Source organism: Lysobacter enzymogenes, from assembly GCF_900106525.1.
Taxonomy (GTDB): domain Bacteria; phylum Pseudomonadota; class Gammaproteobacteria; order Xanthomonadales; family Xanthomonadaceae; genus Lysobacter; species Lysobacter enzymogenes.
The window spans coordinates 34,499-49,590 of record NZ_FNOG01000011.1; the positions used below are offsets into that span (position 1 = coordinate 34,499).

The 15,092-nt window shown below is 70.4% G+C and carries 14 protein-coding genes; 4 read left to right on the forward strand and 10 right to left on the reverse strand.

Going from position 1 to position 15,092, the window contains the following annotated elements; genetic code table 11:
• Window positions 1–250: 250 nt before the first annotated feature.
• The 3 genes from BLU84_RS22900 to BLU84_RS22910 form a co-directional block, all read right to left on the reverse strand.
• Complete coding sequence (locus tag BLU84_RS22900; RefSeq protein ID WP_074872569.1) at window positions 251–625, reverse strand: hypothetical protein; 375 nt, start codon at window positions 623–625, stop codon at window positions 251–253.
• Window positions 626–647: 22 nt separating this feature from the next.
• Complete coding sequence (locus BLU84_RS22905) at window positions 648–1,595, reverse strand: DNA/RNA non-specific endonuclease (protein WP_074872571.1); 948 nt, start codon at window positions 1,593–1,595, stop codon at window positions 648–650.
• Between the two features lie 418 nt (window positions 1,596–2,013).
• Entirely contained in the window at window positions 2,014–4,026 is a 2,013-nt protein-coding gene (locus BLU84_RS22910; protein WP_083383040.1) for a S9 family peptidase, read from the reverse strand.
• 311 nt (window positions 4,027–4,337) lie between these two features.
• Here BLU84_RS22910 and BLU84_RS22915 point away from each other — a divergent pair, with 311 nt between their 5' ends.
• Window positions 4,338–5,474, forward strand: a complete 1,137-nt coding sequence (locus BLU84_RS22915) for a dipeptidase (RefSeq protein WP_074872573.1) — start codon at window positions 4,338–4,340, stop codon at window positions 5,472–5,474.
• A gap of 262 nt (window positions 5,475–5,736) precedes the next feature.
• Here BLU84_RS22915 and dnaG read toward each other — a convergent pair whose 3' ends face one another.
• From dnaG to rpsU, 5 genes are all read right to left on the reverse strand, one after another.
• The gene (dnaG, locus tag BLU84_RS22920; protein ID WP_074872575.1) at window positions 5,737–7,482 is read right to left on the reverse strand and encodes a DNA primase; all 1,746 of its coding nucleotides are present in this window, start codon (window positions 7,480–7,482) and stop codon (window positions 5,737–5,739) included.
• 111 nt (window positions 7,483–7,593) lie between these two features.
• Entirely contained in the window at window positions 7,594–8,583 is a 990-nt protein-coding gene (locus tag BLU84_RS22925) for a YihY/virulence factor BrkB family protein (RefSeq protein ID WP_083383041.1), read from the reverse strand.
• 346 nt (window positions 8,584–8,929) lie between these two features.
• Window positions 8,930–9,037, reverse strand: a complete 108-nt coding sequence (locus BLU84_RS28935; RefSeq protein ID WP_198419997.1) for an SEC-C metal-binding domain-containing protein — start codon at window positions 9,035–9,037, stop codon at window positions 8,930–8,932.
• A 363-nt stretch (window positions 9,038–9,400) separates the two neighbouring features.
• Window positions 9,401–9,847: a GatB/YqeY domain-containing protein gene (locus BLU84_RS22935; protein ID WP_074872579.1), complete on the reverse strand. Its 447-nt coding sequence runs from the start codon at window positions 9,845–9,847 to the stop codon at window positions 9,401–9,403.
• A gap of 190 nt (window positions 9,848–10,037) precedes the next feature.
• Entirely contained in the window at window positions 10,038–10,253 is a 216-nt protein-coding gene (gene rpsU, locus BLU84_RS22940) for a 30S ribosomal protein S21 (RefSeq protein ID WP_031371286.1), read from the reverse strand.
• Window positions 10,254–10,424: 171 nt separating this feature from the next.
• On the opposite strand from rpsU, the gene tsaD reads away from it, so the two are divergent.
• From tsaD to BLU84_RS22955, 3 genes are all read left to right on the forward strand, one after another.
• Entirely contained in the window at window positions 10,425–11,447 is a 1,023-nt protein-coding gene (gene tsaD, locus BLU84_RS22945; protein ID WP_074872581.1) for a tRNA (adenosine(37)-N6)-threonylcarbamoyltransferase complex transferase subunit TsaD, read from the forward strand.
• Window positions 11,448–11,703: 256 nt separating this feature from the next.
• On the forward strand, window positions 11,704–12,063 hold the full coding sequence (gene folB, locus BLU84_RS22950) for a dihydroneopterin aldolase (RefSeq protein WP_074872584.1): 360 nt from the start codon (window positions 11,704–11,706) through the stop codon (window positions 12,061–12,063).
• A gap of 169 nt (window positions 12,064–12,232) precedes the next feature.
• The gene (locus BLU84_RS22955) at window positions 12,233–13,057 is read left to right on the forward strand and encodes a DUF6159 family protein (RefSeq protein ID WP_074872586.1); all 825 of its coding nucleotides are present in this window, start codon (window positions 12,233–12,235) and stop codon (window positions 13,055–13,057) included.
• A 78-nt stretch (window positions 13,058–13,135) separates the two neighbouring features.
• Here BLU84_RS22955 and BLU84_RS22960 read toward each other — a convergent pair whose 3' ends face one another.
• Both BLU84_RS22960 and BLU84_RS22965 read right to left on the reverse strand, forming a co-directional pair.
• Window positions 13,136–13,954: a DUF3592 domain-containing protein gene (locus BLU84_RS22960; protein ID WP_074872588.1), complete on the reverse strand. Its 819-nt coding sequence runs from the start codon at window positions 13,952–13,954 to the stop codon at window positions 13,136–13,138.
• Window positions 13,955–14,159: 205 nt separating this feature from the next.
• On the reverse strand, window positions 14,160–15,014 hold the full coding sequence (locus BLU84_RS22965) for a DUF3592 domain-containing protein (protein ID WP_074872590.1): 855 nt from the start codon (window positions 15,012–15,014) through the stop codon (window positions 14,160–14,162).
• Between the last annotated feature and the right edge of the window lie 78 nt (window positions 15,015–15,092).

The window sequence follows — 15,092 nt, forward strand, 5'->3', positions numbered from 1 at the left end:
TGTCGCGGTGAAGCCCTGGATGCCCGCATTCGCGGGCATGACGGTCGTGTGGGATTCGCGGGCGCGGCCTATGGACTTCGCAGCGCCTCTCTCAATCCGTCATCCCCGCGAACGCGGGGATCCAGAGACTTCAGAGCCATGTCGCGATGAGGCCCTGGATGCCCGCCTTCGCGGGCATGACGGTGGTGTGGGTCCGAAGCCCCGACAGCCCGCCTTCGCGGGCACGACGCCCGCAGTTAACTCCAACCGCTCAACAAGGCCGCACGCGCTCGGCGATCTCCGCCGCGCTGTCGGGCGTGACGTACCACTTGCCCGGTTCTTCGTATTCGAAATCGATCGCCACCTCGGCGGCTTCGCGGTTGATGCGCATGATGCACACCCGCCACGGCGATTCGCCGGGTTTCTGGGTGACCCGGCGCAGTTCCTCCAGCCGGTTCTCGATCTCCACGCCCGACGGCGTCAGCGCTTCGCCGGGCTGGCCCTTGTCGTAGCGGAAGCCGTTGAAGCGGCTGATGCCTTCGCCGTACCAGGCGATCAGCGCGTAGCCGTCCCACGGACGCTCGCCGACCTTGGGGTCGACCACGATCAGGCGCGCGATTTCGCCGAGCAATTCGTCTCTGTTCATGTCGTGCTTGTGGTCCTTGCGGTCAGCTGGCCGCGATCAGTCCGTCCATCTCGCCCGCATCGACGCGGTCGTAGCGCTGGCCGGCGCGGTTGTCGAAGCTCACGCGCTGATCGTAAACCCTGTGGCCGTCGGCGGGGTCGAGGACCTCATAGGAAATGCGAACCCGGTCCGGTCGGTCGGCCTCGCGCGGGCTCAGGTCGATGCTCACGCGCACCTCCATGCCTTTGTCGATCCACGCCGCCCACTCGTTCTCCAGGGTCTTGTAGGCGCCCATGTTGAAGTTGCCGTTCTGCGGGAACAGGTTCTTCAGGCCCTGGTCGGTGACGAAGCGGTGGCCGAGCAGGTGGCCGCCCTGATCGCCGTCGACGCCGCGGTCGGCGGCGGTGCGTTGCGCGGCGGTTTCCGCGTCGCCGCGGTCGAGGTCGCTGAACACGGTGCGCAGGGTGCCTTCGGCGTGAATCGGCCGGCCGCGGTCGTCGACGGTCCAGGTGGCGTCGTTGATTTCGCCGCCGTCGGGATTGACGACCTGGGCGGAGATGTCGCGGGTCTTGCCGGGATCGGCATGATCGACGGGCAGTTCGTCCGTGGACAACGCGAGCCCTTGCTTGAGCCCATCGACGAAGCGTGCGACCGCGCCGTCCTCGCGCGGCAGCGCGGCGTAGGCCTCGCGCAGCTGCGGCCCGCCGCGTCGCTCTACCGCTTCACCGATGGCTTCGCGGCCGAATGCGGTTTCCAGCTTCTGCAGCTGCGGCGCGTCGAGCTTGCCCGCCAGTTCGTTGGCCAGCGTTTCGCGCTCGGCCAGCGGCAGCGCGCGCACTTGTTCGCCCAGCGCGCGCAGGCCCTCGTCGTCGAGCGCATCGACCTGGGCGCGCGCCTGCTCCGGCGTCGCGCGCTGCAGCGTTTGCGCGGCTTCGTCGGCCGGCAACGGCGGCGCAGAGGCGGCAAGGCCGGCGCGGATCGGTTCGCTCATAGTGTGCCTGCAGGCGCTTGCGTTGCAGCACAAACTAGCTAGAAACCGACCTGAACCCCAGTAGGGAAAACCCCAGAGAGTTGTTTCAATTCAAAGACTTCGGCCTGGGCGGGGTAGGGTCGACCCCATCCGGCATCGGCGAGATCGGCCGATGCCGCGATCCCGACTGTAGGAGCGGCGCGAGCCGCGACCAACCGAAGCAACGCACGAAAGCGCCTCACCCCGAAGCCCGCAAACCGCACGACCCGCTTTTTGCAGGAGCGGCGCGAGCCGCGACTGCGACATCGCAACCACGACGAAACCTGCGTCGCAGCTGCATTGTCGCGGTCGCGGCTCGCGCCGCTCCTACAGGGGGATTGCCGGCAGCGGCCGGCATCAATGAATCGCCCTCGCGCACAAGCGCGAGGGCGCATCTGCCTCAGCGCTGCGTCGCAGCGCCTTCGCCGATCAGATGCTGCTGCAGGAACAGCATCATCGCCGCGCTGAAGTAATCCGAGTTGGCCTTCTTCTGGAAGCCGTGGCCCTCGTCGTCGAACATCAGGAACCACACCGGCTGGCCGTTGGCGCGCACCGCTTTCACGATCTGCTCGGCCTCGGTGTAGGGCACGCGCGGGTCGTTCTTGCCTTGCGCGACGAACAGCGGCGAGCGGATCTTGCCGGCGTTCTTCAGCGGCGAGATGCGGTCGAACACCGCCTTCATCTCCGGGACGCGCTCGTCGCCGTACTCGGCGCGGCGCAGGTCGCGGCGGTAGCTCTCGGTGTTGTTGAGGAAGGTGGTGAAGTCGGAGATGCCGACCACGTCGACGCCGGCGCGGATGCGGTCGCTGTAGTGCATCAGCGAGGCCAGCACCATGTAGCCGCCGTAGCTGCCGCCGTACACGCCCACGCGCTTGGCGTCGAGTTCGGGCTGCTTGCCGACCCAGTCCAGCAGCGCGCCGATGTCCTTGACCGAATCCTCGCGCTTCTCCGCGTTGTCCAGGCCCAGGTAAGTGCGGCCATAGCCGGCCGAGCCGCGCACGTTCGGCACCAGCACGGCCACGCCGAGTTCGTTGGCGAGGAACTGCGCGGCGGCGTTGAAGGTCGGCAGCGCCTGCGCTTCCGGGCCGCCGTGGATTTGGATCAGCACCGGCAGCTGCTTGCCCGCGGCGGCGCCGGCGGGCCGGTAGTAGAACGCCGGAATCGTGCGCGGCTTACCGTCGACCTTGTCGAAGGTGGGATAGCGCACCAGCGTCGGCGCAACGAACTTGGACGAATCCAGCCCGCCGACTTCGCTGCGGGTCCAGCGCGCCAGCTGGCGCGCCTGCAGGTCGATCACGTAGACGTCGCTGGGCGAGGTCGCCGAATTGATCGACAGCGCGATGCGCTTGCCGTCGGGCGAGAAATCCACGCCGCCGATGGCGCCGGCCGGCAGCGCCGGCAGCGCGATTTCCTTGTGCTCGGGCAGCGACAGCACATGCAGCTTGCCGATGCCGTCCTCGTTGCTGACGAACAGCAGGCGGCTGCCGTCTTCGGACAACGCGACCCGGTCCACGTCCCACGGAATCTTGTCGCTGAGCAGTTCGAACTTGCCGCTGGCCGGCTCGTGCCGGCGCAGAGTGCGGAATTCCTGCGGCTTGCCGGCGACGATCTCATCGGAGACGTAATAGACCGAGCGGCCGTCGCGCGAGAAACGGAAGTCGCTGATCGAGGCCTTGCCGCCGTCGACCGGGAACAGGCTCAGCTTGCCGCTGGCCAGATCGACCAGGCCCGGGTACGACTCGCTGGCCGACACGTACTTGATCACCAGCAGTTGCTTGCCGTCGGGCGAGAAATCCTGCGCGCTCCACTGGCCGCCCTCGGTCACCACCGCGCGCGCCTGGCCGTCGGGGAAGCCGCCGACCCACACATCGGTGTCCTTGCCGTTGCGGCGGGTGCTGCTGTACGCCAGCTGCTTGCCGTCGTGCGAGAACAGCGGCGATTGATTGCGCGACTTGCCGTCGGTGAGCAGGCGGGTCTGGCGCGTGGCCAGGTCGAACCAGTGCAGTTGCCAGAACTCGTTGCCGCCGACGTCCTTGCCGAACACGAAGCCGTCGGCGGCGCCCGGCGCCACGGTCAGCGCGTTGACCGGTTCGGGATAGAAGGTGAGCTGCTCGCGCATGCCCAGCGGCGCGCACACGCGGTGGGCCTGCGAGGTTTCGGCGAAGCGGGTGGAGATCAGCAGGCAGCCGTCCTGGGTCCAGCCGGCGAAATTGGCGCCGCGGGTGTTCTGGTAGCGGTTGAGGCGTTCCAGCAGTTCGGCCGGAACCACCGGCACGTTCTCGCTGGTGCGGTTGCCCTGGTGCAGGCGTTCGACCGGCGCGGCGGCTTGCGCGTGGGCGGCGCCGGCGCAGGCCAGCGCCAGCGCGGTGGCGGTCAGGAACGTGGTGCTGGGCAGCAGGCGGCGCAGGCTCATCGGCGGTCTCCCCGGGACGGCCGTGCGCGACGCGCAGGCCAAGGCGCGCCGCGGGAGCGGCGCAGGAAGCCCGAGCTTAGCGCGCCGGCGCCGCGGCGATCCCTCCCGAAAGTCACGGCTTACCTAGGCCGGCGTTCCGCCTAGAGTGCGTTGTCTGCAATCGTGCCGATTCGATCCGATCGCAGCGCGTGCGCGAGAAGCACGTTCGTTCGCAGCGCTCGCGTTGCGTAAGCATCGGTTCGACGCGGCCTGTTTCCCATCGCCCGCGCTGGGGCGCGCGCGATGGCATCTCAACTGGGGAGTGCAATGAAATGCCCGATCGCAGAAGTTTCCTGATCCACAGCGCGCTGGCCGGCGCAGGCGCGCTCGCCGGCGGCTGGGCCGGCGCGTTGCGCGCGGCCGCGCCGCCGCTGCGCTGGGCGCCGTACGCCGAGGCGATGGTGGTCGATGCCTGCGGCTTCATCGGCAGCGACGAGGCCAAGCCCGGCGACCTGCTGTCGCCGAAGCTGCTCGCCGAGGCGCGCGAGAGCGGCCTGCGCGTGTTGCAGACCACGGTCGGCCCGGTGGCGCAGTACGAAGGCGCGTTCGAAGCGACCGTGCGCGACATCGCCGCCTGGGAAAACGAGATCGCCCTGCATCCCGACACCTTTCTGGCGGTGCGCAGCGGCGCCGACCTGGAACGCGCACGTCGCGAGAAGAAGCTCGGCGTGGTCTACCAGTTCCAGGACAGCGCGCCGATCGGCGAGAAGCTCGAGCGCATCGACGACTACCACCGGCTCGGCCTGCGCACGGTGCAGCTGACCTACAACGTGCGCAATCTCGCCGGCGACGGCTGCCTGGAGCCCGGCGACGCCGGCCTGAGCAAGTTCGGCCACAGCCTGGTCGAGAGGCTCAACGAGCGCCGGATCCTGGTCGACCTGGCCCACAGCGGCCGCCGCACCGCGCTGGAGGCGATCGCGGCCTCGAAATCGCCGGTGCTGATCAGCCACACCGGCTGCGCGGCCCTGGTCGAGCGCCCGCGCAACAAGACCGACGCCGAACTGCGCGCCTGCGCCCAGCGCGGCGGCGTGGTCGGCATCTACCTGATGCCGTTCCTGCGCGAGAGCGGCCAGCCCGGCGCGGCCGACGTGATCCGCCACCTCGAGCACGCGCTCGACGTCTGCGGCGAAGACCACGTCGGCATCGGCACCGATAACCTGGTCTCGGCGGTGGCGCTGACCGAAAGCTACAAGCGCGACCACGCCGAATCGATCCGCGAACGGCGCAAGCTCGGCATTTCCGCACCGGGCGAGAGCGAGACGGTGTATCTCTACGTCGAAGGCCTCAACGCTCCGCGCCGGTTCGAAACCCTGGCCGCGCTGCTGTCCGCGCGCGGCCACAGCGACGCGCGCATCGGCAAGATCCTCGGCGGGAACTTCGCGCGGGTGATGAACGAGGTATGGGGCTGAGGCGAATGCCCGAAGCGCGGCTGTAGGAGCTGCGCGAGCCGCGACCGCGGGGTAGCCGCTCGCGTCGCAAGCGAGGTGTCGCGGTCGCGGCTCGCGCCGCTCCTACAGGGAGCGGCCGCAGCGACGTAGCAAGATCGCCGCTCAGCCCGAAGTCCGACCTGTAGGAGCTGCGCAAGCTGCGACCGCGGGGTAACCGCTCGCGTCGCAAGCGCGATGTCGCGGTCGCAGCGCTTACCGCCGGCTTGTGCAGCCATGCACAGGCCTACTGCGCCCGCTGCAATCCCGCACGCATCTGCAACAACGCCAGCAACTCGCGCTTTTCCGCATCCCCGAGCCCGCCATCGCGCTGCTGCGCCTGCAACTCGTCCAACCGCTGCACCACGGTCTGCTTCTGCAACTGCTCGATCGCATCGAGAAACTCGCGTTGCAGATGCTCCTCGTTGCCCGGCAGGCTCTGGCTGGCCAGTTTCTGCAGCGCGCCGATCTGCGCGTGCTCGGCGAAATGCTCCAGCAGCGCGCCGGTGCTGATTTCCGGGCGTTGCTGCACCACATCGACGATCTCGACCAGCAAGTCCACGCCCGGTTGGTTGAGCCGGGCGAATCCGTACGGCGGTTCCAGCGCTGCGGCCAGCGCCGGCTTTTGCAGCAGCAATGCGATCGCGCTGCGCACCAGCGAGCGCTTGGGCGTCGCCGCCGGCCGCTGCGCGGCGCTGGCGCGCTGCGCCGGCACGTGGGTCTGCGGCGAGGCCGCGCGCGCGCCGACGCCGGTCAGTTCGGTCAGGCGCTGCTGCATCAGGTCGGCGAAGGCGCCGTCGGGAATCTGCGTGAGCAGCGGCTTGGCGCGCTCGGCCAGGCGGCCCTTGCCTTCGAGCGTGTGCAGGTTGACGTCGGCGGCGAGGCTGTCGAACAGGAACTGCGACAGCGGCATCGCCTCCTGCAAGCGGCGGTCGAAGCCGTCGGCGCCTTCCTGCCGCACCAGCGTGTCCGGATCCTCGCCCTCGGGCAGGAACAGGAAGAACGCCTGGCGCCCGTCCTTCATCCGCGGCAGCACCGATTCCACCGCTTTCCACGCCGCGCCGCGGCCGGCGCGGTCGCCGTCGAAGCAGAAGTAGACATCGGCGGCGTTGCGGAACAGCAGCTCGGCGTGATCGGGCGTGGTCGCGGTGCCGAGCGTGGCCACCGCGGTGTCGACGCCGTGCTGGAACAGCGCGATCACGTCCATATAGCCCTCGACCACGATCAGCCGCGGGATCTTGTTGTGGGTCTGGCGCACCTGCCACAGCCCGTACAACTCGCGGCCCTTGTGGAACAGCGGGGTTTCCGGCGAGTTGAGGTATTTCGGGCCGTCGTCCTTGTCCAGCACGCGCCCGCCGAAGGCGATCACCCGGCCGCGGCGGTCGTGGATCGGGAACATCACCCGGTCGCGGAACTTGTCGTAGACGCGGCCGCTGTCGTTCTTCGACAGCAGGCCGGCGCGGTCGAGCAGTTTGAGCCGGCGCTCGTCGGTGCCCAGCGCGTCGCGCAAGCCGTTGAAGCCGTCGGGCGCGTAGCCGATGCCGAAGCGGTCGCGGATGTCGATGCTGACGCCGCGGTTGTCCAGATAGCCCTGGGCCTTGCCGCTGGTCGAATACTGGCGCAGGAAGAAGCGCTGCGCGGCTTCCAGCGCGTGGATCAAATCCTGGGTGTCGGAGTTCTCGTTGCGCGCGCGGGTGTCGCGCGGCACTTCCACGCCAACGCGCTTGGCCAACTCGTCGACCGCGTCGAGAAACTCGAGGCGGTCGTAGTTCATCAGGAAGCTGATCGCGGTGCCGTGCGCGCCGCAACCGAAGCAGTGATAGAACTGCTTGGTCGGCGAGACCCAGAACGACGGCGAGCGCTCGTCGTGGAACGGGCAGCGCGCCGAGTACTCCTTGCCCTGGCGCTTCAACGGCACGCGCGCGCCGATCACCTCGACGATGTCGGTGCGGGCGAGGAGGTCGTCGATGAAGCCGTCGGGGATGCGGGCCATGCCGGGGCCGCCCGGGCGGGCGGCGGAGTCTGGAAGGAAGCGGCGACTAGGATGCCACGGGCGGGGCGCAGCGGCCGCGACCGCGGCGGGCGGTTGGCCCCGCGCGCCGGCTCAGGCCGCGTCCAGGCCGGCCGCGGCGCGCTCCTCGGCCAGGCGCCGGCGCACCCGCGCGTGCTCGTCGAGCATCGCGGTGATCAGCGCGCCGACCAGGAACACCACCGCGCAGTAGTACATCCACACCAGCATGACCACCAATCCGCCGGCCGGGCCGTAGGCGGTGCCCAGGCTGGCCTGGCCCAGGTACAGGCCGATCGCGCTGCGCCCGAGCATGAACATGCCCGCGGTCAGCGCGCCGCCGAACAGCGCGCGCCGGCGCGTCACCGGCCGGTCCGGCAGCCAGCGGTACATGGCCGCGAACACCGCCGCGTACAGCAGGAACGAGAACGCCGCGGCGAACGCCGGCAGCAGGTCGGGCACGTAGGCGATCAGCAACTGCAGCGCCGCCTGGGCCGCCATCGACACCACCAGCAGGAAGCCCACGCTGATGACCATGCCGAACGACAGCAGCCGCTTGCGCAGCCACACCGCCAGCCCGCCCAGGCGCTTGGCGTCGCTGCGGAACACCCGGTTCAGCGCGGCCTGCAGTTGCCCGAACACGGCCGAGGCGCCGACCAGCAGCGCCAGCGTGCCGAGCAGCGCGGCCATCGAGCCGGTACCGGGGCGGTGCTGGGCGTTGGCGACGATCAGCCGCGCGGTGTTCTCGACCTCGTTGCCGGCCAGCAGGCCCATCTGGCGGAAGAATTCCTCCTGCGCCGACGGGTACAGCGCCGTGCTCAGCCACAGCACCATCAGCACCAACGGCGCCAGCGACAGCAGGGTGTAGAACGACAACGCCGCGGCCAGGGCGAGGATGTCGTAATCGACGAAGCGCTGGACGAACTTGCCCGGCCAGCTCTGCTCCAGCCGGGTCTGCAGCGACTGGACGCGCTGCAAGGCGTCGTGGGCGAGCCCGGCGGCGGCCGAGCGCTCGCCGTCGCGGCCGGGGGCGTCGGCATCGACGGGCGAAACCTGATCGGATCGGCGGATATCGTTCGAAGGCATGCGGCGAAGGCGGCGGCGCCGGACGGCGTCGCGTTCAGTATCCGACAAGCCGGTTAGGCGTGTGTTGGCGCGGCGTTAGGCGCGCGGTTCGATGGTCGCATCGTGGTTGCGATCTCGCGGTCGCGGCTCGCGCCGCGGCCCCAGTCGGATCCGAAGCCGGCCGAAGACCCTGTAGGAGCGGCGCGAGCCGCGACCGCGCAACCCGGCCCGCCGCGCCGCGTCGCGTCGCCGCGAAGCCGGGAAAGCCTCCGGCTGCGCCCCAGGCCGAACACGAAAAAGCCGGCGCAGCTTCACGCCGCGCCGGCTCAAGTCTTACTCGCGGAAGTAATCGCCCCGCAGCACGCCCTCAAAACGTCCGCCGCTCAGGCAGCAACGCCTTGAACCTCCGGGTCGAGCCGCACGGGCAGGGATCGTTGCGGCCGAGCTTCTCGACCAGTTCCTTGTCGCCATGCACGAAGCGGCGGCCGCGCTTGACGCGGCTCTCGGAGGGATAGCCCTTGCGGCGTTTGCGGGTGATCTCGACCGACGCGCCGGCGCCGAGCGCCGTTTCGTCGGACGTATCGGTCGGCGGGATGCTGTGGAGAAGCGCGTCCTCGCGCGGATCGAGCGGTGCGTCCTCGATACGGTCCGGCGGACCGTTGACGGCCTGCGGATCAGGCGGAGTAAAAGCAGTCGGTAGCGAAACGATGGCGTTGCATGGTGCACCTCCAGGTGTGCGGCCCTTGCGGGCGTCGAAAACCGGGCGCGGCCCAGGCCGCGTCCGGGGAACATCGGGCCCGCCGCATCCGGCGGCGGGCTGGAGCGGACCTGAGAAGCCTCAGCCCGCCAGACGCTTCTTGGCCAGCGCCGAGACCTGGCCCATGTCGGCCTTGCCGCCGAGCTTGGCCTTGAGCGGGCCCATCAGCTTGCCCAGGTCGGCCGGGCCGGTCGCGCCGACTTCGGCGATGGTGGCCTCAAGCACTTCCAGGATCTCGGCCTCGCCCATCTTGGCAGGCAGGTAGCGCTCGATCACCACGACCTCTTCGCGCTCGATCTGGGCCAGGTCGTCGCGCTGGGCGGCTTCGAACTGGGTCACCGAATCGCGGCGCTGCTTGACCATCTTGTCGAGCACGGCGATCACCGCGGTGTCGTCGAGCTCGATGCGCTCGTCGACTTCCTTCTGCTTGATCGCGGCGTTGATCAGGCGGATCACGCCCAGGGAATGCTTGTCGCCGCTCTTCATCGCGGCCTTCATGTCTTCGGTGAGGCGTTGCTTGAGGCTCATGGGACGAATCCGGGGTAGGGGGAAAGAAGGGGGCGCAGAACGCGGCCGCCGGGCCCGGTGGGCGGGCCGCCGCGGCCGGGGTTCGCCGAACCGCAAACGCAAAGAGCCGGCAGCGCACGAGGCGCAGCCGGCTCGATGGTCGTTCCTCGCAAGCGCCGGCCGCGAAGCCGGTGCAGCGCGGAAAGCGCGATCAGTACAGGCGCTGGCGCTTGGTCACATCGCGCGAAGCGCGACGGGCCTGACGCTTCACCGCGGCAGCGGCCTTGCGCTTGCGTTCCTGCGTCGGCTTTTCGTAGAACTCGCGCTTGCGGGTCTCGGCCAGGACGCCGGCCTTCTCGCAGGTGCGCTTGAAGCGGCGCAGGGCAAACTCGAAAGGCTCGTTTTCGCGGACTTTGACGCTGGGCATACGTTTTCTCGTTAAAGGACCAGCCCGGGCAGGCCGGGAGAAGAGCCGCGCATTATAGCGGTGCTCGGACGGAAGGTGCAACATAGGCGGTATGAACGCGACATTCTCCCAGAAATCGGCCGCCGCGCCAGCCCCCACGGGGCTCCGCGGCCGCCTGGAGGGCCCGGCCCGATGAACGTCCTGGGTATCGAAACCAGCTGCGACGAGACCGGGGTGGCCGTCTACGACACCGATACCGGCCTGCGCGCCCACGCCCTCTACAGCCAGATCGCCCTGCACGCGCAGTACGGCGGGGTGGTGCCCGAGCTGGCCAGCCGCGACCACGTGCGCAAGCTGCTGCCGCTGATCCGCCAGACCCTGGCCGAGGCCGGCCTGCGCACCGACGAAATCGACGGGGTGGCCTACACCGCCGGCCCCGGCCTGGTCGGCGCGCTGCTGGTCGGCGCCGGCGTCGCCCGCGCCCTGGCCTGGGCCCTGGACGTGCCGGCGATCGGCGTGCACCACATGGAAGGCCATCTGCTGGCGCCGCTGATGGAGGACGACCCGCTGGGCCGGCCCGAGCCGCCGTTCGTGGCCTTGCTGGTGTCCGGCGGCCACACCCAACTGGTCGCGGTCGACCGCATCGGCGAGTACCGGCTGCTCGGCGAAACCCTCGACGACGCCGCCGGCGAAGCCTTCGACAAGACCGCCAAGCTGATGGGCCTGCCGTACCCCGGCGGCCCGCAACTGGCCGCGCAGGCCGAGCTCGGCGTGCCGGGCAAGTTCAAGTTCGCCCGGCCGATGACCGACCGGCCCGGCCTTGATTTCAGCTTCAGCGGTTTGAAGACCCAGGTGCTGCTGGCCTGGCAGAACAGCGACAAGAGCGAGCAGACCCGCGCCGACATCGCCCGCGCGTTCGAGGACGCGGTGGTCGACACCCTGGCGATCAAGTGCGAACGCGCGCTCGACGCGGCCGGCTGCGACACCTTGGTGGTGGCCGGCGGCGTCGGCGCCAACAAGCGTTTGCGCGTCAAGCTCGCGGCGATGACAGGCAAGCGCGGCGGCCGGGTCGCGTTCCCGCGGCCGATGTTCTGCACCGACAACGGCGCGATGATCGCCTACGCCGGCGCGCTACGTTTGCAGGCGGGGCAGCGCGCGGATGCGTCGGTGCGGGTGACGCCGCGGTGGGATATGGCGTTGCTGGAAGCGGTGTGATCGGCGCTGGCGGCGTCGCGGCCGAGGTGGGGCGTTCGTCGTAGGCGCGGGGTCGCGGTCGCGGCTTGCGCCGCTCCTACAGGGGCTGCGGCGAGTTTCGTATCCGACTGTAGGAGCGGCGCGAGCCGCGACCGCGACGACGAAACCACGACGAAGCTCCCCGTACCGCCGCACCGTCGCCGCATCGGCGACAAGCCTCGCCGCGCTCAGGTACATTGCGCCGCATCCTCGACTGCACCGGCCCGCGCACACGCTCATGGACCACGTATTCATCGAAGGCCTGGAAATCGAGGCCGTCATCGGCATCTACGACTGGGAGCGCGAGATCCGCCAGCCGCTGGTGTTCGATCTGGAGATGGAGTTCGACAACCGCGCGCCCGCGGCCAGCGATGCGATCGAGCACACCCTGGATTATTCGGCGGTGTGCGCGCGCATCAGCGCGTTCGTCGCCGCCTCGCGCTTCGGCCTGGTCGAGACCTTGGCCGAGCGGGTCGCGGCGCTGGTGATCGAGGAATTCGGCGTGCGCCGGGTGGCGCTCAAGCTGACCAAGCCCGGCGCGATCCGCAACGCGCGCGGCGTCGGCGTGCGCATCGAGCGCGAGCGCGCGCCGGGCTGAGGCGCGTCCGGCTGCGGCTCGACCGCGGTTGCAACCCGCCTCCGCGTTCCCCGCGCCGGTCCGCACCGCGGCGCATCGCCGCCGCCCGCGCCGGGCGACGACGTTCCCCACTTGCGCCGCGCCGCCGCAGCGCCGACGATGCGCCGTCATCAAGCTCTGGGGAGAGACGATGTTCGACAAGATCAAGCGCAGTTGGGAGCTGGCCAAGGCCAGCGCCTCGGTCCTGCATTCCGACCGCGAACTGCTGGTGTTTCCGGTGATTTCCGCCGCCTGCGTGCTGGTGGTGCTGGCGACCTTCCTGGTGCCGGCGCTGGCGCTGGACCTGTTCCGCGACGGTTACGGCCCGGGCACGATCGCGTTCGCCTTCGCGTTCTACTTCTGCCAGTACTTCGTCATCGTGTTCTGCAACTGCGCGCTGGTCAGCGCGGCGATGATCCGGCTGGAAGGCGGCGACCCGACCCTGCGCGACGGGCTGCGCGCGGCGACCGCGCGGATCGGCACGATCGCCGGCTACGCCGCCATCGCCGCCACCGTCGGCATGATCCTCAACGCGCTCAAGGACCGCGACAACAACATCATCGTGCGCCTGATCGGCGGCGCGCTCGGCGCGGCCTGGACCATGGCGACCTTCCTGGTGGTGCCGGTGCTGGTGGCCGAGGACGTCGGCCCGATGGACGCGATCAAGCGCTCGGTGGCGATGTTCAAGCGCACCTGGGGCGAGAGCGCGGCCGGCATGGTCGGCATCGGTCTGGCCTGCGGCGCGGCGATGGTGGGCGTGGCCGTGATCGGCTTCGGCCTGGCCTGGCTGCTAGGCACGGCCTCGAGCGCGCTGGCGGTGCTGATCGGCGCGATCACCGTGCTCGCCCTGCTTGGGCTTGCGGTGTATCAGAGCGCGCTGGGCGGGGTGTATTCGGCCGCGCTGTACCGCTACGCCACCGACGGCGAAGTGCCGGCCGGGTTCGAAGGCCTGGCGCTGGAATCGCCGCAGCGCTGAGCGGCGTTCGCCCGCCGCGGGAAACGACGAAGGCCGCCTGCGAGGGCGGCCTTCGCGCTTATGCGCTTAGGCGCGCGCTCAGCCCAAGGCCTGCGACAACTGTGGCCGCTCGCCGAAACCGACCACGATGCGGTGGTCGTCGTCGGCGGCGTGCGGATAGAACCACACCAGCACGCGTTCGCCGGCGCGCGGCAGCGCGCGCGGGTCGAAATCGCCGATCTTGGCCACGCGCCGTTCGGTGCCGGCGTGGTCGTCGAAGCGCACCACCACCCGCACCCGCGACGGGTTATAGACCTCGGTGCCGACGTGTTCGGTGTGCACGACGGTACCGGCCACGCGCACGCCGTGGGCGAGCAGTTCGCGCACGCGGCGGTCGCGTTCGCGATAGCGGCGCAGGCACACCATCGCGCCGAGGGTCAACAACAGCGCGATCAGGGCGAAGGAGGCGGGCAGCGAGCGCGGGGCGTCGCCGAACAGCCACTGCGGCCAGCCCGCGGCCAAGCCGGTCAGGGCCGCCTGCGGATGCCAGGGCCAGGCCCGGGCCAGGGCGAAGCCGGCGGCGAGCGCGGCCACGGCCAGCGCCAGGCCGGTCTGCAGCGCCACCGCCAGGCCGAAGCGCGCGCCCAGGTCGGCGTTGACGAATACGCCGAAGATCAGCCCGGCGAAGCCGCCGGCCAGCAGCGACCACAGCAGCGCCTGCAGCGGCGCGCCCGGGGCGATCGCCTGCGGCGGCTGGCCGAGCGCGCCGGCCAGCGCGTAGCCGCACAGGGTCCAGCCGGCGGCGCACAGCGCCAGCAGCAGCCACAGCCGCGGCGGCAGGCGGTCCGGCGGCGGCAGCAGCCGGCTGTGTTCGATCACGCGGTGTTCGATCTCGATCGCGGCAACGGGGTTGCTCATGCCGAGGCGTCCTTGTCGATGCGGAACCGGGGAGCCATGTTGCATGCGACAAGCGAAGAAAGTGTGAGTTAAATCACAAATTTCCGTGGGCTGGTATGGCCGTTTGCAGTGGCGCGGTGCGTTTTTCCCGTGCTTCGCCGCGTTCAGCGCAGGTCGGCGGCGGCCCCGGCACGGCCACGGGACAGCCCTGTTCAGCCAGTTAGGCTCACTGCGCGGCCAGCCGCTCTTCGATCTGCGCGTCCTCGGCGCTGCCGAAGCCGACCACGATGCGGTCCTCGTCGCCGGGCGCCTCGCGCAGGAACCACACCTGCACCTCGTCGCCGACCCGCGGCACCCGGCTGGCGTCGAACTGGCCGGTCTTGGTGACCCAGCGCTCGGCGCCCAGGTGGTCGGTGAAGCGAGCGACGAAGCGGATGCGCGGTTCGTTGCCGACTTCCACCCCGGTGTGCTGGGTTTCGGTGACCAAGCCGGTGGTGCGCTGGCCTTGGGCCAGGGTCTCGCGCATGCGCCGTTGCTGGCGCAGATGGCGGCGGCGCGCGGCCAGCGCGGCCCAGGCCAGCAACGCGGCCAGCGCAGCCAGCAGCGCCGGCGCCCAATACTGCGCGGTCCACGACAGCCAGCCGCCCGCGCCCCAGGGCAGGGCGGCGGCAGGGTCGAAGAAGCCCGGCCGCGGCGGCGCCACCCAGCGGTCGGCGGCGCCGCGCCACAGCCCCAGCGCGATCGCCGCGAGATTGACCGCGAACGCGGCCAGGGTGCCGCCGATGCCGCCGAGCGCGGCGCTGAGCACGGCGTCGACGCCGAAGCCCAGGATCATCGCGCCGAACACGCCGACGAACAGCATCCACAGCAGCCCGGGCGTTGCGTTCGGCGGTTGCAGCTCCGGGGCCAGGTAGCCGGTGGCGATGGGATAGGTCGCCACGTCGCCGACGCCGTAGCCGAACATCGCCCACAACCCGGCGCAGGCGGCGACCAGCAGCCAGGCGCGCCAGCCGGGCCGCGCCGGCGCGCCCGCCTGCAGGCGCTGGCGGCGGCGGGCGAGGGCGGGGTCGACGGTGCTCATGGCGGCGGTCCTTCGGGCGCGGGCGTGGCGGCGAGTATGGCCGCTGCCGGCGCGCGGCGCGCCGCCCGGGTCCGCAAA